The sequence below is a fragment of the Duganella sp. 1411 genome (genome assembly GCF_017833525.1).
Taxonomy (GTDB): domain Bacteria; phylum Pseudomonadota; class Gammaproteobacteria; order Burkholderiales; family Burkholderiaceae_D; genus Rugamonas.
In genome coordinates this window covers 924,853-945,733 of the sequence record NZ_JAFICD010000001.1, presented here as the reverse complement: position 1 = coordinate 945,733, position 20,881 = coordinate 924,853, and the positions used below count along the sequence as shown (strand labels likewise).

18 protein-coding genes and 1 riboswitch are annotated in these 20,881 nt (G+C 66.3%); of the genes, 16 read left to right on the top strand and 2 right to left on the bottom strand.

Features of this window, described 5'->3' with window-relative positions; all coding sequences use genetic code 11:
• Positions 1–3 precede the first annotated feature (3 nt).
• Complete coding sequence (locus JOD97_RS03680) at positions 4–576, bottom strand: DUF4255 domain-containing protein (protein WP_209713387.1); 573 nt, start codon at positions 574–576, stop codon at positions 4–6.
• A 233-nt stretch (positions 577–809) separates the two neighbouring features.
• Here JOD97_RS03680 and JOD97_RS03675 point away from each other — a divergent pair, with 233 nt between their 5' ends.
• Complete coding sequence (locus JOD97_RS03675; RefSeq protein WP_209713385.1) at positions 810–1,802, top strand: ribonuclease I; 993 nt, start codon at positions 810–812, stop codon at positions 1,800–1,802.
• A gap of 55 nt (positions 1,803–1,857) precedes the next feature.
• Here the strand turns inward: JOD97_RS03675 and JOD97_RS03670 are convergent, their stop codons facing one another.
• Positions 1,858–3,408 carry a sensor domain-containing diguanylate cyclase gene (locus JOD97_RS03670; protein ID WP_209713382.1) on the bottom strand — a complete coding sequence of 517 codons (1,551 nt, stop codon included), beginning with the start codon at positions 3,406–3,408 and terminating at the stop codon, positions 1,858–1,860.
• Positions 3,409–3,624: 216 nt separating this feature from the next.
• Here JOD97_RS03670 and JOD97_RS03665 point away from each other — a divergent pair, with 216 nt between their 5' ends.
• The 15 genes from JOD97_RS03665 (at position 3,625) to JOD97_RS03595 (ending at position 20,853) form a co-directional block, all read left to right on the top strand.
• Positions 3,625–4,146, top strand: coding sequence for a GNAT family N-acetyltransferase (locus JOD97_RS03665; RefSeq protein WP_209713380.1), 522 nt, complete (start codon positions 3,625–3,627; stop codon positions 4,144–4,146).
• A gap of 66 nt (positions 4,147–4,212) precedes the next feature.
• A riboswitch (cobalamin riboswitch) is annotated at positions 4,213–4,443 on the top strand.
• Between the two features lie 159 nt (positions 4,444–4,602).
• The gene (locus JOD97_RS03660; protein WP_209713378.1) at positions 4,603–4,800 is read left to right on the top strand and encodes a CbtB domain-containing protein; all 198 of its coding nucleotides are present in this window, start codon (positions 4,603–4,605) and stop codon (positions 4,798–4,800) included.
• A gap of 41 nt (positions 4,801–4,841) precedes the next feature.
• Positions 4,842–5,570, top strand: coding sequence for a CbtA family protein (locus JOD97_RS03655; protein WP_209713376.1), 729 nt, complete (start codon positions 4,842–4,844; stop codon positions 5,568–5,570).
• A complete protein-coding gene (locus tag JOD97_RS03650; protein WP_209713374.1) occupies positions 5,567–5,905 on the top strand; it encodes a ferredoxin in 339 nt (112 codons plus the stop codon). Before JOD97_RS03655 ends, JOD97_RS03650 begins: the two co-directional genes overlap by 4 nt.
• The gene (locus JOD97_RS03645; RefSeq protein ID WP_209713372.1) at positions 5,898–9,968 is read left to right on the top strand and encodes a cobaltochelatase subunit CobN; all 4,071 of its coding nucleotides are present in this window, start codon (positions 5,898–5,900) and stop codon (positions 9,966–9,968) included. The genes JOD97_RS03650 and JOD97_RS03645 overlap by 8 nt, the downstream gene beginning before the upstream one ends.
• Positions 9,969–9,978: 10 nt before the next feature.
• The gene (locus JOD97_RS03640; RefSeq protein WP_373999777.1) at positions 9,979–11,883 is read left to right on the top strand and encodes a putative cobaltochelatase; all 1,905 of its coding nucleotides are present in this window, start codon (positions 9,979–9,981) and stop codon (positions 11,881–11,883) included.
• A 24-nt stretch (positions 11,884–11,907) separates the two neighbouring features.
• Positions 11,908–12,612 (top strand): cobalt-precorrin-7 (C(5))-methyltransferase, encoded by a 705-nt coding sequence (locus JOD97_RS03635; protein ID WP_209713368.1) that lies wholly within the window; start codon positions 11,908–11,910, stop codon positions 12,610–12,612.
• Positions 12,609–14,192: a precorrin-8X methylmutase gene (locus tag JOD97_RS03630; RefSeq protein ID WP_209713366.1), complete on the top strand. Its 1,584-nt coding sequence runs from the start codon at positions 12,609–12,611 to the stop codon at positions 14,190–14,192. Before JOD97_RS03635 ends, JOD97_RS03630 begins: the two co-directional genes overlap by 4 nt.
• Positions 14,143–15,327: a cobalt-precorrin-5B (C(1))-methyltransferase CbiD gene (gene cbiD, locus JOD97_RS03625; protein WP_229264170.1), complete on the top strand. Its 1,185-nt coding sequence runs from the start codon at positions 14,143–14,145 to the stop codon at positions 15,325–15,327. The genes JOD97_RS03630 and cbiD overlap by 50 nt, the downstream gene beginning before the upstream one ends.
• Positions 15,324–16,058, top strand: a complete 735-nt coding sequence (gene cobI / locus JOD97_RS03620; protein WP_209713364.1) for a precorrin-2 C(20)-methyltransferase — start codon at positions 15,324–15,326, stop codon at positions 16,056–16,058. Before cbiD ends, cobI begins: the two co-directional genes overlap by 4 nt.
• 1 nt (position 16,059) lies before the next feature.
• Complete coding sequence (gene cobM / locus JOD97_RS03615; RefSeq protein WP_209713362.1) at positions 16,060–16,833, top strand: precorrin-4 C(11)-methyltransferase; 774 nt, start codon at positions 16,060–16,062, stop codon at positions 16,831–16,833.
• A complete protein-coding gene (locus JOD97_RS03610) occupies positions 16,830–17,594 on the top strand; it encodes a cobalamin biosynthesis protein (protein WP_209713360.1) in 765 nt (254 codons plus the stop codon). The genes cobM and JOD97_RS03610 overlap by 4 nt, the downstream gene beginning before the upstream one ends.
• Positions 17,594–19,138 carry a precorrin-3B C(17)-methyltransferase gene (gene cobJ / locus JOD97_RS03605; RefSeq protein WP_209713358.1) on the top strand — a complete coding sequence of 515 codons (1,545 nt, stop codon included), beginning with the start codon at positions 17,594–17,596 and terminating at the stop codon, positions 19,136–19,138. Before JOD97_RS03610 ends, cobJ begins: the two co-directional genes overlap by 1 nt.
• Complete coding sequence (locus JOD97_RS03600; RefSeq protein WP_209713356.1) at positions 19,135–20,256, top strand: GTP-binding protein; 1,122 nt, start codon at positions 19,135–19,137, stop codon at positions 20,254–20,256. Before cobJ ends, JOD97_RS03600 begins: the two co-directional genes overlap by 4 nt.
• Before the next feature lie 30 nt (positions 20,257–20,286).
• Complete coding sequence (locus tag JOD97_RS03595) at positions 20,287–20,853, top strand: HupE/UreJ family protein (RefSeq protein ID WP_209713354.1); 567 nt, start codon at positions 20,287–20,289, stop codon at positions 20,851–20,853.
• Positions 20,854–20,881: the final 28 nt, after the last annotated feature.

The following is a 20,881-nucleotide window of genomic DNA, read 5'->3' as shown; positions in this document are numbered from 1 at the left end:
GGCTCACGCTCCGACGCTGGTGTGCGGACGGCTGACGACCGGCGCCTGGCCGATCAGCGCGCCGTCGCCGTAGCTGATCATGCGCATCTTGTAGAGCACCGACGGCAGATAGCGCCCGCTCAACATGGTCCACAGGTTGCTCAGCTCGTGGTGGGTGAGGTTCTCCATGTCGAGCAGCAGTTTTTCAATGCGGTCGTCGAGGTCGGGCGTGAGCTGGTGGTCGAACACCGGCGTGTGATGGAAAAAACCGATGGCGCTGGAGATGAAGGCCAGCGCCTCGGAATAGTTCTTGTCGCCGAAATTGGCTGCGACGACGATCTCCAGATTGAGGAACAACGGGCGGCCGTAGACGCCGACCCGGCCGTTGCCCGAGGCCGCCGGCGGGGCCTGCTGCGGCAGCGTGTCCTTCTCGATGTTGACCAGGCAGACGATCACCTTGTTGGCCGTGTCGCGCGCCAGCGCGCCGTCCTGCGACAGCAGGTTGGACACCACGACGATGTCGTCGCCCAGTTGGTGCGCCTGGCGCAGGTACTGGTTCAAGTGCAGGGCGATATGGTTGATGGCGGCGCTGATCACGATGCGTGCTTTCCTGGTTGGGCCCGGTTCAATCCGTTGACGATGTGTATAGCCTCTTGAGCAATTCATGTGCCAGTGCCGGGGGCGAGCAAACATGCGGGACGGCGAGCCGGGCGGCCGCACGGGGTGTGTAAATTTACATGTCGGCCGTTTCGTTGACACCGCCGTTTACACATGCCTTTTATCAACAAAGTCCGTTAATATATTGGCATTTCATCACTCAGGAGCCCCTCATGCCGCGTTACCCCGTCACCGCAGCCGCTTTATTGCTGGTTTTTACCGCGTTCGGTTGCAGCGCCAGCGAATCGGCCAGCGGCAGCTTCACCGCCACCAAGAGCTGCGAAGCGTTTACGTCGTTCGCCAAACAGAACAACCCGGGCGCGCAAAAGATCGTGCCCGGCACCGAATACACGGTCCGCGAGATCAACAAGGTCGACTACGACTGGATCAGGGTGGAGGTGCCGGGCGCGCAGCCATCGCTGCGCTGGGTGCGCAAGGACTGCGGCACGCCGGAGCTGGGCGAGCGGCTCAGCAAGGCGCAGCGGGGCCGCGATAATGCCGGCGGCGGCACCTGCAACGTCGCCAACACGGAGGATAGCTATCTGCTGGCGGTCACCTGGCAGCCCGGCTTCTGCGAGCACGCCAAATACAACGGCAAGAAGCCCGAATGCGACGCCATGAACGGCGGCACGCTGCAGGCCAAGAACCTGAACCTGCACGGCCTGTGGCCGAACAAGAAGGAATGCGGCACCAATTACGGTAGCTGCAAGGGAGAGCAGTTCTCGCTGAAGCAGGACACCATCGACAAGCTGGCGCCGTGGATGCCGAACTTCTACTACGAGCGCACCTTCGGCGCCTACGAGTGGAACAAGCATGGCAAATGCCAGTCGCTGCCGCCGGACGAGTATTTCCTCAAGGCCGTGTCGGCGGTGCGGGTGGTGAACGATTCGGAAGTGGGCAAGATCGTGCTGGGCAGCGTGGGCAAGTCGTTCCGCGTCAACGACTTCTTCGACCGTGTCAAGACCCGCTACGGCGCCCAGGTGGCCGGCAGCATCACGCTGGTGTGCGCCCAGCGTAAATATCTGCAGGAGATCCGCTTGTCGCTGCCGCTCGAATTGAACACCGACGGCGACCTGGCGCAACTGGTGGGCAAGGCCGCGCCGGCGCCGACGCGCGCGTCCGGCTGCGGCGACGAGGTGTATGTGGAGGACGCCGGCCGCAATTAAGCCGGGCGGCGTAGTCGATCGTGGTGTAGTCGATCGTGGCGTAGTCGATCGTCGTTTAGTCGATCGTGGCGGCGCGCGTTTTGCGGCGCTCCGCCTTGCACTTGTACATGGCGTCGTCGGCGAACGCGATCAGGTCGTCGGCGGTGGTGGCCGATTGCGGGTACACGGCGACGCCAATGCTGGCGGCGGAGTACAGCTCGTGGCCGTCGATCTGATAGGGCACGGCCAGGCGCAGCGCCAGTTTTTCGACCACGCCGGCGGCATCGTCCTCGCCGCTGGCGACCAGCACCACGGCGAATTCGTCGCCGCCCAGCCTTGCCGCCATGTCCGACTTGCGCAGTTCCGAGCGCAGGCGGGCGGCCGCTTCCTTGAGCAGATCGTCGCCGGCGCCATGGCCGTAGGTGTCGTTGATGAATTTGAAGTTGTCCAGATCCAGATACAGCACCGCCATCGACTCGCGGTTGCGCTGGCTGAGATTGAGCTGGTGCCCCAGGAACTCGGTGAACATGGCGCGGTTGGCCAGGCCGGTCAGCGGATCGTGCGTGGCCTGGTGCTTGGCCAGCGCGTGCATCCGCGACGCCTTGACCAGCGCCTGGCCCACTTCGTTCGCTTCGCGCAGGCCGTAGGTGGCCGGCTCGATGCTGTCGCCCGCGCCGAGCGCCAGCGCCGGCGCCACCAGGTCGCGGATCGAGCGGCTGATGCGGTTGCCGATCAACCAGGCGAACAGCAGGCCGGCGCCGAACAGGATGATGGTCGACAGCACCAGCGTCCACAGCTTGGTCAGCAGCTGGGTGTTGAGCACCTCCAGCGGAATGCCGATCGCCACCGTCCACTGCGAATTGGCGGCCCTGGCTAGCACGGCCAGGATAGGCTTGCCGTCCAGCGTCTTGGTCTCGAACACGCCTTCGGACTGCTCCTGCAGCCGCTCCAGCACCTCGGGGATCGCTTGCTGGCCAACGTAGCGCTGCATGTCGCTGGTGCGCGCGACCACCGTGCCCTTGTTGTCCAGGATGGTGGCGATCCAGTGCTCGGGATACTGCTGCTGTTGCAGGATGGTGCCGAAGCGCTCCACCGTCACCACCGCGCTCAAGGCGTGGAAGCCGCTGGCCATGCGGGTGACCGGCACGGCCACCGCGACGATGTAGCGCTTGGACAGCTGCCCCAACGACACCTGTGAAATTGCGGTGCTGTCGTTGTTCTGCATGTACGTCAACAGGCGGTCGATGCTGCTGCTCGGCAGCGGCGCGCCGTAGGGCTTGAAGGTGTTGATCAGCTGCTGCCCGGTGCCATCCTCGAGGACGATGTTGAAGATGTCCTGGTTGGCGCAGATGGCGCGGGCCTGCTCGTGGAACGGCTTGAGGTCTTCGCCGAGCAGGCTGGGGGAGGTGGCCAGCACCTTGAGCGTCGATTCGATGACGGCAAATTCCTTGTCGATCGCCATGGCGTTGGCGTGGGCGGTCGTCATCGCGCTGCGGATGAAGGCGGCGCGCGCGAGCTCGTAGTCGGCGGCGATCATTTTCACCACCATCAGCGACGCGGGAACGATGCACGCCACCACCAGCCAGATCAGCCTGGAGCGGATGGACGGCGCATTAGCTAAATTCATGTTCAATGCTACCTCGCTATGTTTTATTCTTGATGGAGGCGCCTACCCCTTTCGTAATGTTACAACAAGGAAAATGCATTCGTCAGCCAGTTTATCCCTTTGTTTTTATTTTCTGTACGAAAATGTTTCGGCGGCGGGGGTGGCCGTTGAACGGTTTGAGATTTATCGTCTATCATGTTGAGCAGCCTCAATCAAAGCCTATATTTTGGAGACCCGATGCAACTCGTCAACTGTACGGAAGAGCGCCACGCGCCAGCCATCCTCGCCATCTTCAACGACGCGATCGCCAACTCGACCGCGCTCTACGAGTACCATCCGCGCACCATGGAAACGATGAAGGGCTGGTTCGCCACCAAGCGTGCGGGCGGCTATCCGGTCATCGGACTGGAGGACGAGGCCGGCGAATTGCTGGGTTTTGCCAGCTACGGGGCGTTTCGCGGCTTTCCGGCCAATAAGTACTCGGTCGAGCATTCGATCTACGTGCGCGGCGACCAGCGCGGCAAGGGGCTGGGGCGTGCCTTGTTGAACGCCGCGATCGACGCCGCGCGGCAGGCCGATCTGCATATCCTGGTCGGCGGCATCGACGCCGCCAACGCCGCCAGCATCGCGTTGCACGAGCAACTAGGGTTCGTGCACGCCGGCACTATTCGTCACGCCGCCTTCAAGTTCGGCCGCTGGCTGGACCTGGCGTTTTATCAGCTGATGCTGGACACGCCCGCGCATCCGGTGGATGGCTGACGCGGGCGAGGGCCGGCGCGCGATAGTATGATCGTCTTGCAATTCCGCAGTCACAGACCTATACTGCGCCGGTAGTCAGCTTCTGGTATCTGCAAATGATCGTTTGCAGATTTAAATGGGAAGCCGGTGCGTCGTCCACAGGGATGGCCATGCCGGCGCTGCCCCCGCAACGGTAAGCGAGGTAAAGGATTTGCACGATGCCACTGTGCGTACGCATGGGAAGGCGCAAATCCAGGAGTGTCCCGCGTGGATGCCCACTCGCCAGCCCGGAAACCAGCCAGTAGCGGTAAACACGTTTGTGTCGCGGAGGGCGATGCGGGTGGAGAACTGCCAAGGCTTGATCCGCGCATCTTCGTTCCGGTTCTTCCCTGGCGCCGCATTTGTCTCCCACCTGGTTCATCTCCCGATACAAGCTTTCCGACCCCCTGGTCGCCGCTGTTTTCCGGAGAAACCAATATGTCCGCCACCCCTCATTACGCCGGCCAGGCCGATGCCCATGCCCGTCCCGTCGCACTCAAAGACAAGCTGATTCCGGCGCTGATGGCGGCCGGCCTGGGCGCGGTGCTGCTGTTCGGCGCCGGCTTCGCCTCGATGGAAGCGCTGCACAACGCCGCCCACGACAGCCGCCACTCGGCCGGTTTCCCGTGTCATTAAGCCGCACCGGGGCTGGCGCGGGCGCCGGCACGTTCAATCGCATGGTGCGCACCGCGGCGGCGGCGGGCCTGCTGGCAGGTTTGCTGCTGACCGGCGTGCAGCACTTGCAGGTCACCGGCATCATCGCCCAGGCCGAGGTGCTGGAATCGTCGGCGCAGGCCGCGCCGGTGGTGCATACGCATGCCGACGGCGAAAGGCATACGCACGAAGCCGAGCACGCGTCGACACACGATTCGGATCATGAAACGCCCCATGAACATGGCGGCTGGCAGCCGGAGGACGGCGCCGAGCGCACCTTCTACACCGCGCTGGCGGACGTCAGCATGGCGGTGGGCTACGGCCTGCTGCTGGCCGCCGCCATCGGTTTGCGCGGCCGCCCCGTCGACTGGCGATCGGGCCTGCTGTGGGGCGCCGCCGGTTACGTCGTCTTCTTCCTGGCGCCGTCGATCGGTTTGCCGCCGGAGCTGCCCGGCACCGCCGCCGCGCCGCTGGCCGCCCGCCAGGGCTGGTGGATCGCGACCGCGATGTCGACCGCCACGGCGCTGGCGATGCTGGCGTTCGGCCGCCACTGGGCGCTGAAGCTGGCGGCCGTCGCGCTGCTGGTGGTGCCGCATCTGGTCGGCGCGCCGCAGCCGCTGGTCCATGCCAGTCTCGCGCCGGAACAGCTGCAACGCTCCTTTGTCTACGCTACCGCGCTCGCCAATGGCGTGTTCTGGCTGGCGCTGGGCTGCTTGAGCGGATTTTTCCATCAGCGGTACGCCGATCGATGAGAACCCACCAGCGTCACGTATTCATGTGCGTCGGCCCGCGCTGCGCCCCGGAGGAGGGGCGCGCGCAGGCCGTGTTCGAGCGCATGGGCGAAATGATCGACGCCCGGCCGGAGCTTGCCGTCAAGCGCACCCGCACGCACTGCATGGTGGCGTGCCGTTACGAAGGGCCGGTCATGGTGGTCTATCCGGAAGGCGTGTGGTACCAGCGGGTGGACGAGGCCAATGCGGAACGCATCGTCAACGAGCATTTGATCGGCGGTCGCGAAGTCGGCGACCTGATATTCCATCGCCTTGGAGAAGGCGATACCTGCGCACCGGAACCCAAAGATGACTGAAACGACAGCCGGACCGGCGCATATCGCACTGCTGACGCATGCGTCCAACGACCTGACGGTGCTGCACCAGGCGCGGTCGCAACTGCCGGCCGGCTTCGGCGCGGTGGCGGGCGTCAATCTGCAATCGCTGGACGCCGAGACGTCGATGATGGCGCTGCTGGAGCGCGAGCTGCGCTCGGCGCGGGTGATCATCGTGCGGGTGCTGGGCCGTCTTGGCGGCGTCCCGGGATTTACGGACTTGGTGGAGCACGCGCGCCGCCAGGGCAGGCATCTGATCGTCGTCAGCGGCACCGGCGAGCCGGATCCCGAGCTGGCCGCCGTGTCGGCGGTATCGGCCGACGTGCTGCAGATGACGCTGAAGTATTTCCAGGCCGGGGGCAGCACCAATCTCGCGCAGCTGCTGCGCTACCTGTCCGACCACCTGCTGCTGACCGGCTTCGGCTTCGAGCCCGCGCACGCGTTGCCGGAGCACGGCATTTATCATCCCGACCTGGCGCCCGGCGCCGGACTGGCCGACTGGCTGGCGCTGTGCGATCCGGGGCGCCCGAGCGTGGGCATCGTGTTTTACCGCGCGCACTGGATGAGCGGGAACACGCGCTTCATCGACGCCTTGCTGACCGCGCTGGAGGCGCGTGGCATGAACGTGCTGCCGGTGTTCACGTCGTCGTTGCGCGCGGGCGCGGGCGACGAGGGTGGCCTGCCCAGCGCGCTGCGCCACGTCGCCGACGCTTCGGGGGCGCGGGTCGATGTGCTGATTAATACCACTTCCTTCGCGATGGGCGAGATCACGCCGGGCGGTCCGACACCGGCCGGCTGGTCGGTCGGCGTGCTGGAGGCGCTGGACGTGCCGGTGCTGCAGGCGATCACCAGCGGCATGACGCTGGAACAATGGAGCCAGTCGGCGCGCGGCCTCAATCCGCTCGATACGGCGATGAACGTGGTGTTGCCGGAATTCGATGGCCGCATCATCACGGTGCCGCTATCGTTCAAGGCGCGTGCCGCCGGCCTGCCCAGCGAGGCCGTCGAGTACGACCCGCTGCCGGACCGCGTGGCGCGCATCGCCGGCATCGCCGCACGTTTCGCGCGTTTGAAGCGCCTGCCGAACGCGCAAAAGCGGGTCGCCTTCATGTTCACCAATTCGAGCAGCAAGGCTTCGCAGATCGGCAATGCGGTCGGGCTGGACGCGCCGGCGTCGCTGATCCGGATTCTGGAGGCGATGCGCGCGGACGGCTACGACGCGGGCCAGCCGGCCGGCGACGGCACGGCGTTGATCCACGATTTGATCGGGCGCTGCTCGTACGACAACATCTACGTGACCGCCGAGCAGCTGCGCAACGCGGCGGGCCGGGTGCCGGCCGCGCAGTACGCGCAATGGTTCGCGCAGCTGCCGGCGTCGCTGCAGGAGAAGATGACCACGCAATGGGGCGCGGCGCCGGGCGAGGCCTATGTGCACGACGGCCACCTGTCGCTGGCGGGGATCGAGATGGGTAATGTGTTCGTCGCGCTGCAGCCGCCGCGCGGCTACGGCATGGACCCGGATGCGATCTATCACCAGCCGGACCTGCCGCCGACGCATCACTACTACGCGCTGTATCGCTGGCTGCGCGACGAGTGGCGCGCCGACGCCATCGTCCACGTCGGTAAGCATGGCACGATGGAGTGGCTGCCGGGGAAGGGCGTCGGCTTGTCCGAGGAGTGCTTCCCGGACGCGCTGCTGGGCGACGTGCCGCTGTTTTATCCGTTCATCATCAACGATCCGGGCGAAGGCTCGCAGGCGAAGCGGCGCGGCCATGCGGTCGTTGTCGACCACCTGACGCCGCCGATGACCACCGCCGATACCTACGGCGCGCTGGCCCAATTGACGCAACTGGTCGATGAATATTATCAGGTCGAAGTGCTGGACCCGGCCAAGCTGCCGTTGCTGCAACAGCAGATATGGGAATTGGTCAAGCAGACCAACCTGAACGCCGATTTGCAGATGCGCTTACTGCACCATGATCACGACCACGATCATGACCACGGCCACGGTCATGCGCATCATCATCACGATCATGATCACGATCACGATCATGACCATGGCGACGGCTTGCCGGCGGCGCTGGCAGCCATGGGCGGCTCGGATGTCGCCCACCTGATCGAAGACCTGGATGGTTATCTCTGCGAACTGGGTTCGGCCCAGATTCGCGATGGCTTGCACATACTGGGCCGCTGTCCGGACGACGAACAGATGCCGGATATGCTGGTGTCGCTCACGCGGCTGCCAAACCTGGACGTCCCGGGTCTGCAGTCGGAGGTGGCGCGGCTGTTCGGCCTGACCATGGACATGTTGCTGGACCAGCAGACCCGCAGGCTCAATGTCGTGCCGGCGCTGGCCCGGCTGGCGGAGCGTCCGGTCGTCTCGCGCGCGAACGCGCTCGACGCCGTGGATATCCTGTGCCGGCGTTTGTATGCCGGGTTGGGCGCCGAGGGCTACGATCCTGAGGGTATCGATGCGGTTATCGATCGCGTATTCGGCGCGCTCGATGCGGCGGCCGCCGCCACGCCGCTGCTGCAACCGGCGTTGCGTGTGAAAGCCAATGTGCTGTCGCAGATGGGCAAGCCGCGCGCCAAAGCGGCCGAGCCGCGACCGCAGCCGGCGCCCAGCGCCGCCGCGACAGGTCCCGCGCGGTTTGACGCCATCCGTCGCATCCTCGGTTTCGCCTGCCGCGAACTGGTGCCGAACCTGACGCGGGCGACCGACGAAATCGACAATCTCCTCAACGGCCTGTCGGGCCGCTACGTGCCGGCCGGCCCGAGTGGATCGCCGACGCGCGGTATGGCGCAGATCCTGCCGACCGGCCGCAATTTCTATTCGGTTGACCCGCGCAGCGTGCCGTCGCAGTCGGCCTGGCGCGTCGGCCAGCAGCTGGCGCGCGAGGTAATGGAGCGTTATCAGCGCGAGAGCGGCGATTACCCCGAGAGTGTCGCCATCAGCATCTGGGGCACCAGCGCGATGCGCACCCACGGCGACGACGTGGCGCAGATCCTGGCGCTGCTGGGCGTGCGGCCGGTCTGGCGGGCGGAAAGCCGGCAGGTCTGCGGTGTCGAGATCATCCCGCTGGACGAACTGAAACGCCCGCGTATCGACGTCACCACCCGCATCAGCGGCTTTTTCCGCGACGCCTTCCCGCAGCTGATCGATCTGATCGACGACGCCGTCAACCAGGTCATTGGTCTTGACGAGCCGCTGACGCACAACTTCGTGCGCAAGCACTACCTCGCCGAGCTGGCGGACTGGCTGGGGCAGGGAATTGAGCAGGATGAGGCGGCGCGTCGCGCCGGCTATCGCATCTTCGGCGCCAAGCCGGGTGCCTACGGCGCCGGCGTGCTGCCGCTGATCCAGCACCGCAACTGGGAGGCCGACGCCGATTTCGCCGAGGCTTACGTCAACTGGGGCGGCTACGCCTACGCGCGCGGCATGCAGGGCGCGGACCAGCGCGACGCCTTCCGCATGCGCTTGAGCGGCGTGCAGATCGCGTTGCACAACCAGGACAACCGCGAACACGATATCTTCGACAGCGACGACTACCTGCAGTTCCACGGTGGGATGATCGCCACCATCCGCGCGCTGAGCGGCCAGCAGCCGCGCCACTACTTCGGCGACAGCCACGATCCGTCGCGCGCCCAGGTGCGCGACCTGAAGGAGGAGACCTTGCGCGTGTTCCGTTCGCGCGTGGTCAATCCCAAGTGGTTGGCCAGCATACAGCGGCACGGCTACAAGGGTGGCCTGGAGCTGACCGCCACCGTCGATTACCTGTTCGGCTACGACGCCACCGCGCAGGTCATGGACGATTGGATGTACGAGGATGTGGCGCAATCCTATGCGTTCGATCCGGCGATGCGGCAATTTCTGCAGGATGCCAATCCGTGGGCGCAGAACGCCATCGCGGAACGGTTGCTGGAGGCGGCTACCCGGGGCATGTGGGCAGAGCCTCGCCCGGAAACGCTGGAACAATTGCGCGAACTGTATCTGCGCAGCGAAGAACTACTTGAGGAGCGCGGCGAGACCCCGCGCCATGGCTAAGATGAGTAATATGAATTTCCCTTTTACTGCTATCGTCGGCCAATCGACGTTGCGCAAGGCTTTGATGCTGTGCGCGGTCGATCCGAGCATCGGTGGTGTTTTGATACGGGGCGATAAAGGCACGGCCAAGAGCACGGCGGCGCGCGCGCTGGCCGATGTTTTGCCGGCGATCGAGCGCGTGCCCGGCTGCGCGTTCAATTGCGCTCCCGGGGCGAAGTGCGAGCATTGCGACGTTTGCGGCGAGCGGGCGGCTGAATTATCCGCCGTCCCTTTCGTCACGCTGCCGTTGGGCGCGACGGAGGACCGGGTGCTCGGCAGCCTCGATATATCGCGCGCGCTGCAGGGCGGCCAACGGGCGTTTCAACCCGGCTTGCTGGCGTCGGCGCATCGCGGCCTGCTGTATATCGACGAAGTCAATCTGCTGGCCGACCATCTGGTCGATGTGCTGTTGGACGTGGCGGCCATGGGCGTCAACAGTGTACAGCGCGACGGGCTGTCGATCCGCCATCCCGCGCGCTTCACGCTGGTGGGGACCATGAACCTGGAAGAGGGCGACCTGCGGCCGCAATTGCTGGACCGTTTCGGCTTGATGGTCGAGGTGACGGCGCCACGCGAGAAGACCGAACGGTCGGAGGTGGTGCGCCGTCGTATCGCCTTCGAAGCTGATCCGGCCGCCTACGTCATGCAATGGCGCGGGGAACAGGATGCGCTGCAAAGCCAGCTGGCGACCGCCCAGCGCCTGCTGCCGGCGGTGGAACTGGACGACGCCATGCTGGATTTGATCAGCCACCTGTGCTGCGAGTTCGAGGTGGCCAGCCTGCGCGCGGACATCGTCATGCATAAGACCGCGCGCGCGCTCGCCGCGCTGGAAGGCCGGACGCGGGTGGACTTGCGGGATATACGCGGCGCGGCTGAACTGGTATTGCCGCATCGGCGCCGGCGCAAGCCGTTCGAGCAGCCGGGGCTCGATCAGCAGCGTCTGGACGACCTGCTGCCGCAGCCAGCCCCCGGGCAGCAGCCGTCGGAGCAGGCGCCCGGCGAGCAGGATGCCGAAGCGCGGGACGATAATCAACCCGGCCAGACGGGGGATGAACAGGTATTCGCCGCCGCCGGGAATGGCGCCGCGCCGCGCATCGAAGTGCAGGCCGCCGTCGCGGCGGCGCAGGACGGCGGCAGCCGCAACGCGGCGAAGAACACGCCGCGCGGGCGCATGCTGCGCGCGGTGCCGAACGAACAGCCGACCAGCATCGCCATCGGCGCCACGCTGCGCAGCGCCGCGCTGCGCGACCCCGCGAATATGAAGGTGGTGCGTGCGGACCTGCATCAGCAAGTCAAGGCCGGCACCAGCGGCAACCTGATTGTGTTCGTGGTCGACGCCTCCGGTTCGATGGCGGCGCAGCGGCGCATGGAAGCACTCAAGGGCGCGGTCCTGAGTTTGCTGACGGACGCCTACCAGCAGCGCGACGAAGTGGCGGTGGTGGCTTTCCGTGGACAGGAAGCGCAGTTGCTGCTGGCGCCCACCCGCAGCGTGGAACTGGCCGAGAAAAGCCTGCGGGAGCTGCCGACCGGCGGCCGTACGCCTTTGCCGCACGCCCTGGTGATGGCGATGGGGGTATTGGAAGACGCCAAAGCCGCCGGCAACGGCAAACCGCCTCTGTTGGTACTGATGACGGACGGGAAAGCCAACGTATCGGTGGTCGACGTCGGCGACCCCTGGCGCGAATCGCTGGAACTGGCGCAATTGGTGGCGGAATTGCGCGTGCCCACACTGGTGATCGACACCGAGAGCGGCTACACCCGGCTTGGCCGCGCCGCCACGCTGGCGCGCGAGCTGGAAGCCGAATGCCTGACGCTGGAGGACCTGTCGGCCGATAACCTGGTGCTGACCGTGCGCGCCCGGCTGGCCGGCGCATAAAGAAATAACTTAGGAGTAGTTGGCATGATCATTTGTATAGGTGCGGGGCCGGGAGACATCGGCTATTTGACGCAACGCGGCGCGCAGTTGATACGCGAGGCGGACGTCGTCGCCGGTTTCGAGGCCGTGCTCAATGTGGTGCGCGCGCTGATACCGGAAACCGCGAAAGTGGTCAGCATGGGTTACCGCGACCAGGTCGAACAGCTGGACAAGGTGGCGCTGGACCACCATGCCGGCAAGCGTTGCGTGGTGGTCTTCATGGGCGACATCCATTTCAGCGGCTTCCAGTATCTGGAGCGGGTGGAGCGCGCTTGCGGTCATCCTGTCGAATCGCTGCCCGGCATATCGTCGGCGCAGATTCTGGCCTCGCGCGCGAAAGTCTGCTTCGACGAGACCACATTTATCACCTTCCACCGCCGTGGCGACCTGGAACCGTTCAAGCGCCATCTGGTGCACGTGCTGCAGGACCAGCGCAACGCCATCGTCATACCGTGCCCGTGGGACGCGGCGCGCTCGTTCATGCCGTGGCATATCGCCGCCTACCTGATCGAGCAGGGCATCCCGCCGTCGCATCCGACCGAGGTGTGGGAAAACCTGACCCGGGGCGAGGCCGAATGGCATGGAACGCTGGCCGAATGCGCGAGCCATCAATGCTCCGACATGAGCATCATGCTGATCCGCACGCTGGCGCCGATGGACAGCCAGATCGAAGCGGCGCCGCTGAAATGACGGCAAGCGAAAAATTCGGCATCGTGATCGCCGGCCACGGCAGCCGCGACCCGGACGCGGTGCGCGAGTTCGAGGCGCTGGTGGAGCTGGTGCGCGAGCGCGCGCCGGAGGACGCGGTCAGCCATGGCTACCTGGAATTCGCCAGCCCGACCATCGCCGAGGCGGTGGCGGACAACCTGGCCGCCGGCGCGCGCCAAGTGGCGGTGGTGCCGGGCGTACTGCTGGCCGCGCGACATGCCAAGAACGACATGCCGGCAGAGATGCAAGCGGTGGCGCGCGACTATCCGGAGATCGATTTTCATTTCGGCGCGCCGATGAGCCTTGATCCCAAGCTGCTGCAGTTGGCGCAGGAGCGTATCGTCGCCGCCGAGGCGACGTCGCCGCAGACGGTCAGGCGTTCCGATACCTGCCTGGTGGTGGTGGGGCGCGGCACGACCGACCCGGACGCCAACGGCGAAGTGGCAAAGCTGGCGCGCATGCTGGAGGAAGGCATGGGCTTCGGCGGCGCCTTCGTGTGTTACTCGGGTACGGCGCAGCCACTGGTCGCCGATGGACTGCGCAGCGCGGCGCGGCTAGGCTATGCGCGCATCGTGGTGCTGCCGTTCTTCCTGTTCGACGGCGTGCTGGTAAAGCGTATCTACGCGGCGGCGGACGATCTGCGTGAGCGCGAACCGGGGCTGGAGGTGCTGAAGGCCGGCTACTTCGGCGTCCATCCCCTGGTTGCCGATGTGATGATAGCCCGCGCGCGCGAGGCGGTTGCCGGCAGGGCGGCGATGAACTGCTCGCTGTGCAAATACCGCGTGCAGATCGTCGGTTTCGAGCAGCAGGTGGGCGAACCGCAGCGCGCGCACCATCTCGCCGTGCGCGGACTGCAGGCACGCACGGATGGCGACCCTGTCATCGGCGCGGCACCGGTCTACAAGCCTTACGAACCGCATCCTATCGAGGCGGAGAGCTTCCGCATCATCGCCGCCGGGCGTGACTGGTCGGCGTTTCCGCCGGATCAGCTGACGGTGCTGCAACGGCTGGTGCACACCAGCGGCGACTTCGACGCCGTCGACGATATCTATTTTTCGCCGGGCGCGGTCGACAGCGGCATCCGCGCGCTGTTGCGCTGCAAGCGCGTGCTGACCGACGTGACGATGGTGCAGACCGGCCTGAAACGCGCGCTGCTCGAGGAGTTGGGTATCGACACCTGGTGCGGCGTGCATGACCGCGAGACGCATCTGATGGCCGAACAATACGGCATCACGCGCTCGGCCGCCGGCATACGGCGCGGCTGGCAGAAGTTCGGTAACGACGTGGTGGTGGCCATCGGCGACGCGCCGACGGCGATCTTCGAGGCGGTGCGGCTGATCCGCGACCATGGCTGGCGTCCCCAATTGGTGATCGCGCTGCCGGTCGGCTTTGTCGGCACGCGCGAGAGCAAGGACGCGCTGCGGCGCTGCCTGCAGGTGCCGCGCATTACCAACAGCGGCACGCGCGGCGGTTCGCCGTGGGCCGCCAGCGTCGTCAACGGCTTGATGATCGATGGGCTCAACCAGCTCGCCGGATATGACGCTGGATCCGACGCTGGCTGAACGCCAGCCGTTCGACCTGAGCGTGCCGGCCTTGAACGGTCTGCGGCGCGGACGCACAACGGGAAGCTGCGCCACTGCGGCCGTCAAGGCGGCGCTGAAGCTGCTGCTGCACGGCGAGCGTGATGCGCAGGTCGATATCAGCCTGCCCGACGGCGTGCATTTCTTGACGGTGCCGATACAGCTTGTCGAGTGGATCGACGCGCGGGCGGTGCGCGCCGAGGTGCTCAAGGACGGTGGCGACGATCCGGACAACACCCACGGCGCCACCATTTTCGCCGAGGTGCGCCGCAACGCCGCCGGCGAGGTGCGGTTCTTCGCCGGACGGGGTGTGGGCATCGCCACCGCGCCCGGCTTACGGGTGGCGGTCGGCGAGCCGGCCATCAACCCGGTGCCGCGCGCGATGATGCGGCAGGCGGTGGCGGAAGTGCTGGCCGATGCGATGGCCGAACCGGCCGATGCCGGCTTCGACCTGACCGTCGGCTGCGAGGAGGGCGAGATCATCGCCAAAAAGACCTTCAATCCGCGGCTGGGCATCGTCGGCGGCATCTCGATCCTGGGTACGTCAGGGATCGTGGAGCCGATGTCGCTGTCGACCTGGATCGCCTCGATCGAGGTGTATGTCAGGGTGGCGTTGGCGGGTGGCCAGCAATGCGTGGCCTACCTGCCGGGCAAGATAGGCCGGGAGTATGCGCGCGACACGCTGGGATTGCCGGAGCAGCGCACCGTGCAGATCGCGAATTTTCTCGGCGACGCGCTCGATTTCACGCAATCGGTGCTGGTCGAGGACGGCCGCACGCTGGATGTGTTGTGGCTGGCCGGCCATCCCGGCAAGCTGGCCAAGGTGCTGGACGGCGCCTGGGATACCCATTCGAGCAAGAGCAATATGGCCATGGGCGGCGTGGCGCGGGTGGCCGCGCAATGGGGCTACGCCCCGCAAGTAGTGATCGATATTGAAACAGCAAACACAGTGGAAGCGGCAATGGAAAGATTAAAGCGGGAACCCGGTGCGCCGGCATTTTGGCGCGAGATTGAGCGCCGCATCGGCGAACTGGCGCACGCGCGCGTGCCGTCGGTGAAGCGGCTGGAGGTGCGTCTGTTCGACCTGGCAGGCAATCTGCTTGGGGAACGGGCATGAGCGGCGTCGGCACCTTATGGGGCATCGGCGTAGGACCCGGTCCGGCGGGCTACCTGCCGCTGGCGGCGCTGGAGGCGTTGCGTCAAGCGGATCTGGTGTACGCCCCGCGTGCGCGCGGAACCGCCGATTCGGTGGCGCTGCAATGCCTGGCCGGCACCGGGTTCGAGCCCGACTCTGGCAAGCTGCGCGAGATCGAATTCAATATGGACCCGGACCGTTCGGTGCTGAGCGAGCATTATGCGCAGCTGGCGGACATGATCGCCGCCGAATTGCGGGCCGGCCGCAACGTCGCCTATTTGACTATCGGCGACACGCTGACCTATTCGACCTATGGCTACGTGCTGGCGGCGCTGCGCGAGCGCATTCCGGATCTGCCGCATCGCACCTTTCCCGGCGTGACCAGCTACGCGGCGGCGGCATCGGCGCTGGCCTGGCCGCTGGGCGAGGGCAAGGAGCGCGTGCTGATACTGCCGTGTCCCGAGACGCCGGAGGAGCTGCGGCGCGACATCGAAAGCCACGACATCGTCGTGCTGATGAAGGTGGGCGCGCGCCTGGGCTGGGTGCTCGATCTGCTGCGCGAGATGGACATCGCCCAGCATTGCGCGTTCGCGCGCCGCATCGGATTGCCGGGGGAGCTGCTGGCCTCGGGCGTCGGCGACCTGGTGGCCGACGAGGCGATGGGATATCTGGCCACCTTGCTGGTGCGCCGCTCGCCACGAAAGGAACGTTGACATGAAAGTCTATTTTGTGGGAGCCGGCCCCGGCGCGGCCGATTTGATCACCCTGCGCGGCGCGCGCCTGCTGGGCAGCGTCAAGATGGTGCTGTATGCGGGGTCGCTTGTGCCGACCGGGATGCTGGACCACTGCGCGCCGGGCACCGAATTGATCGACACCGCCGAACTGGATCTGGAACAGCAGCAGGCCTGCTACGTGCGCGCGCAGGCGGCCGACACCGACGTGGTGCGGCTGCACTCGGGCGATCCGGCGATCTATGGCGCCACGGCGGAGCAGATGCGGCGCCTGGAGGCGCTGGGTATCGAGTATGAGATCGTGCCCGGTGTGTCGTCGTTCACGGCGGCGGCGGCGGCGATCCAGTCGGAGCTGACCAAGCCGGAGGTGTCGCAGAGCGTGATTTTGACGCGCGTCTCCGGCCGCGCATCGGCGGTGCCGGAACTGGAATCGATCGCGCGGCTGGCGGAGCACCGTGCCACCATGTGTATTTTCCTCTCCGGCCCGCACCTGAAGAAGATCGTGGCCGATTTGTCGCTGCACTATCCGCTCGATACGCCGGTCAGCCTGGTCTATCGCGCCAGCTGGCCGGATCAGAAGATCTATCAGGGCACGCTGGGCACGGTGCTGCAGGATACCAAGCGCGGGGCGTGGAACCTGACCACGATGATGCTGATCGGCGCGGCGCTGGATAAAAACATCGCGGCCGAATCCAGCCTGTATTCAAAGGACTTCACCCACTTGTTCCGGGTGGTGAAGAAGAAGGACGCGGCGTGACGGCGGCATTGGGCATCTGGCTGGTGCGCGCCGAGGGCGAGGCGCTGGCCAAGGCGCTGCAAAAAAGCTTGGGTGGCGAGATATACCAGCCATGGCTGCGGCCTGACGTTAGCCAGAAGGCGCAATTTGCGGCCGCCTATCGCCGGCATCCGCAATGGATCATGGTGGCGGCAAGTGGCATCGCGGTGCGTTTTCTCGACGGCCTGCCCACCGACAAGCATACCGACCCGGCGGTCGTGGTGCTGGACGAGGCGGCGCGCTTTGCCGTCGCGCTGCTGGCGGGGCACGAGGGCGGCGCCAACGCGCTGGCCTATCGCGCCGCGCGGGCGGTCGGCGCGGTGCCGGTGGTGACCACGGCCACCGAGGCGCTCAAGCCGCTGACGGTGGGCATAGGTTGCCGCAAGGGCGTTGCGGCGGACAGGATAGAGGCCGCGGTGGCGCAGGCGTTGAAGGCGGCCGGAGACTACGGCATCGCCGACGTGCGCGAAATGGCGACCGTCGATTTGAAGGCGGAGGAACCCGGCCTGCTTGAATTCTGCGCCCGCTACGATCTGCCGCTGCGGGTGTTCGCGCGGGCGGATCTGGCGGCGCGACCCTGGGTCGGCAAGCCGTCCGACTGGGTGCGACAAAACGTGGGATTGGATGGCGTGTGCGAACCGTGCGCGCTGGTGGCCAGCGCGCGCGGAGCGCTGCTGGTGCCGAAAACGAGTCTGGACGGCGTCGCCGTCGCGGTGGTACTGGATAAATGGATGGAAATCTGATGAGTGGTGTTTTGAATTTGGTGTCGGTGGGCCCGGGCTTCGACGACTTGATCGTGCCGCGCGCCATTGCGGCGCTGCGCGACAGCGACGTGATCGTGGCTTATGAATTGTATCTGCGCTGGATCGCGCCGCATATCGAGGGCAAGGAGATCCACACGCCGCCGCTGACGCAGGAGCGCGAGCGCGCCCTGCTGGCGATCGAGCACGCGCGCGCGGGCGCCAAAGTGGCGCTGATCTCCAGCGGCGACATCGGCATTTACGCGATGGCGGCGCTGGCGTTCGAGGAAATGCGCGAGGATGATACCTATGAAGTGAACGTGGTGCCCGGGATTACGTCGGCGAACGCCTGCGCATCGTTGCTGGGTTCTCCGCTGTCGCACGATTTCGCCACGCTCAGCCTCTCCGACCTGCTTTGTCCATGGGAGTGGATCGAACACCGTGCCCGTCATATCGCCCAGGCCGATCTGGCGTGCGTGATGTACAACGTGCAAAGCGCCAGCCGGCAGCAGGGCGTCTACCGCGTGTTGCAGCTGATGCTGGAGTCGAAGGCGCCGCATACGCTGTGCGGCGTGGTCAAGAACGCCTACCGTCCGGGCCAGGAGGTCGCCATCCACCGGCTCGACGAGCTGCCGTCGCTGCAGTTCGACATGCTGACCACGATCGTGGTCGGCAACCGCTTCACGATGCGCAAACGGGGCCGGATCTTTACCCCGCGCGGCTACAACGACTGGGCGCAGCCGGAAGCGGCGGAGGCGTCGCGGGAAGGCGAACTTCCGGACAATGCGCTGTGGGTATTCTCCGGCACCAGCGACGGCAACGCGCTGGCCGCGCAGCTGGCGCGGGGACAAGATAAAAATGTGGTGGTGTCGGCGGCCAGCGACCATGGCGGCGACATGGCGCGCCAGGATTGTCCTGGTGTGAGCGTGTGGGCGGGCCGCCAAGGCGTGGAGGCGCGCCGCCGCGTACTGACGCATAAGCACGCGCGCCTGCTGCTGGACGCCACCCATCCTTATGCCAGCGGCATGTCGGAACAGCTGATCGGATTGTCGAAGGAGCTGGGCATCCCTTATCTGCGCTATGAGCGCCCGAGCGAATACCAGCCGCAGGACGGTGAGTTGTGCGCGTCGATGGAACAGGCGGCCGCGCGCGCGGCCGAGCTGGGAGGGCGTATTTTCCTGGCGACCGGATCGAAGGACCTGGCGACGTTCATGGCCACGCCCGGCGCCGCCGACAAGCAGTGGTTCGTGCGCCAGACCGCCGAGCCGGAGCTGATCGAACGCGCGCTGGCGCTGGGCATTCCGCGCGAACGCATCTGCGCGATGCAGGGGCCGTTCTCCGCCGAATTCAATACCGCGCTGTGGCGCGACTGGCGCATCGATTGCGTGGTGACCAAGGACTCCGGCGGCGCCGGCGGCTACCAGGCCAAGGTGGCGGCGGCAAAGGCGCTGGGCATTCCGCTGCTGGTGGTGGCGCGGCCGCGCGTCGAATATCCGGCGGTGGTGGACGACATCGCCGGCGTGCTGCGGGAGTGCGAGGCGTTATGAATCAAGCGGGAAAGCAGTTGATACCGGTGACCATCGTCACCGGCTTTCTCGGCGCCGGCAAGACGACTTTGCTGCGCGACCTGGTCGAGCGGCGCCAGACGCGCCGTCTGGCGCTGCTGATCAACGAGTTCGGCGAGATTTCGGTGGACGGCGCGCTGGTGCGCGATGGCGCCGGTGACGACCCTCAAGTCTGCATCCAGGATTTTCCGCATGGGCTGATCGCGTACGGCGACGACGTGCTGTTCGTGCCGGCCATGCGGGCGATCGCGCAGCGGCGGGCGCAGATCGACCACGTGCTGATCGAGACATCCGGCCTGGCGCTGCCGACGGCGGTGATGGAGCTGCTGCAAAGCCCAGAGCTGGCCGATGATTTCATCCTCGATGCGACGCTGGCGGTGGTGGATACGCCGCTGCTGCTGTCCGGCCAGTTCGAGCACGGGCCACGGGACGCCGATAGCGCCGCCGCCACCATGTTCGACCAGCAGCTCGAATACGCCGACGTGGTGGTGCTGAACAAGATCGACGAGTTTGACGAGGCGGCGCTGCTGCGGGCCGAAACCCGCGTGCGCCAGCGCGCGCCCAAGGTGCGCTTTCTGGAACTGGCATACCGCGCGCAGCTCGACATCCGTCTGGCGCTTGGCCTGCGGCTGCATCAGCCGACCCGCACCGAGCATACGCATGTCTTCACGCCGCTGGCAACGGTGCCCGGACCGGGAGCGACGCTATTGGCGGTGCAGAGCCGCCTGAACGGCCACGCGCACTCCGGCCTGGGAGCGCATAGCCACGGGCTGGCCACCCACAAGCATTTTCACGAGCAGGACCCGGGCTGGCTCTCCTTTGTGCTGCGCAGCGACGCGCCGCAGGATGCGCAGCAGCTCAAGTCTGCTTTGCTCGAGGCGGCGCGGGCCGAGCCTATCCTGCGCAGCAAAGGCTACATCCGCCTGCGCGACACGGACAACGCGGTGCTGGTGCAGGGCGTACGCGCGCGACTGACGCTGCAGGCCGATGCCGCCAGGCCCGCGAGCGGACGTTCGCAGCTGGTGTTCATCGGTTATCACATCAACCGCGTCAAGGTTGCCGCGCTGCTAACGGAGCACACCGGCACCGCCTGGCGCTAACCATCCTATTTATCTACTGAAGGAGTACCTATGAAATCCAAACTGACCTTGATGCTGCTGGCGCTGACCTATAGCGGCGCGGCGCTGGCCCACCCCGGCCACGACCACGGCGCGATGGCCGGCCTGCTGCATCCGCTGACGGGCATCGACCATATCCTGGCGATGCTGGCAGTGGGCCTGTGGGGCGCGCAGCTGGGCGGCCGCGCGCAGTGGCTGCTGCCGGCCAGCTTCGTGGGCTTCCTGGCCGCCGGCGGCGCGCTCGGCATGAGCGGCGCGGCGCTGCCGATGGTGGAGGCGGGCATCGCCACCTCGGTGCTGCTGCTTGGTTTGCTGATCGGGTTCGCCGTCAAGCTGAAGACTTTGCCGGCGGCGCTGATCGTCGGCGGCTTCGCGGTTTTCCACGGTTACGCGCATGGCGTCGAGATGCCGGCCGTGGGCAGCGCCTGGCTCTATGGCGTGGGCTTCGTCGCCGCCAGCGCCGCGCTGCACGGCGTGGGCCTGGGGCTTGGCCGCGCGCTGCGCGCCGACAGCGGCTGGCTGCGCGCCGGTGGCGGCGTCATCTCGTTGGCGGGCATGTGGCTGGGCATGGCCGCATGAGTGGTTGAATATCGCCGAAGTGGCGTAA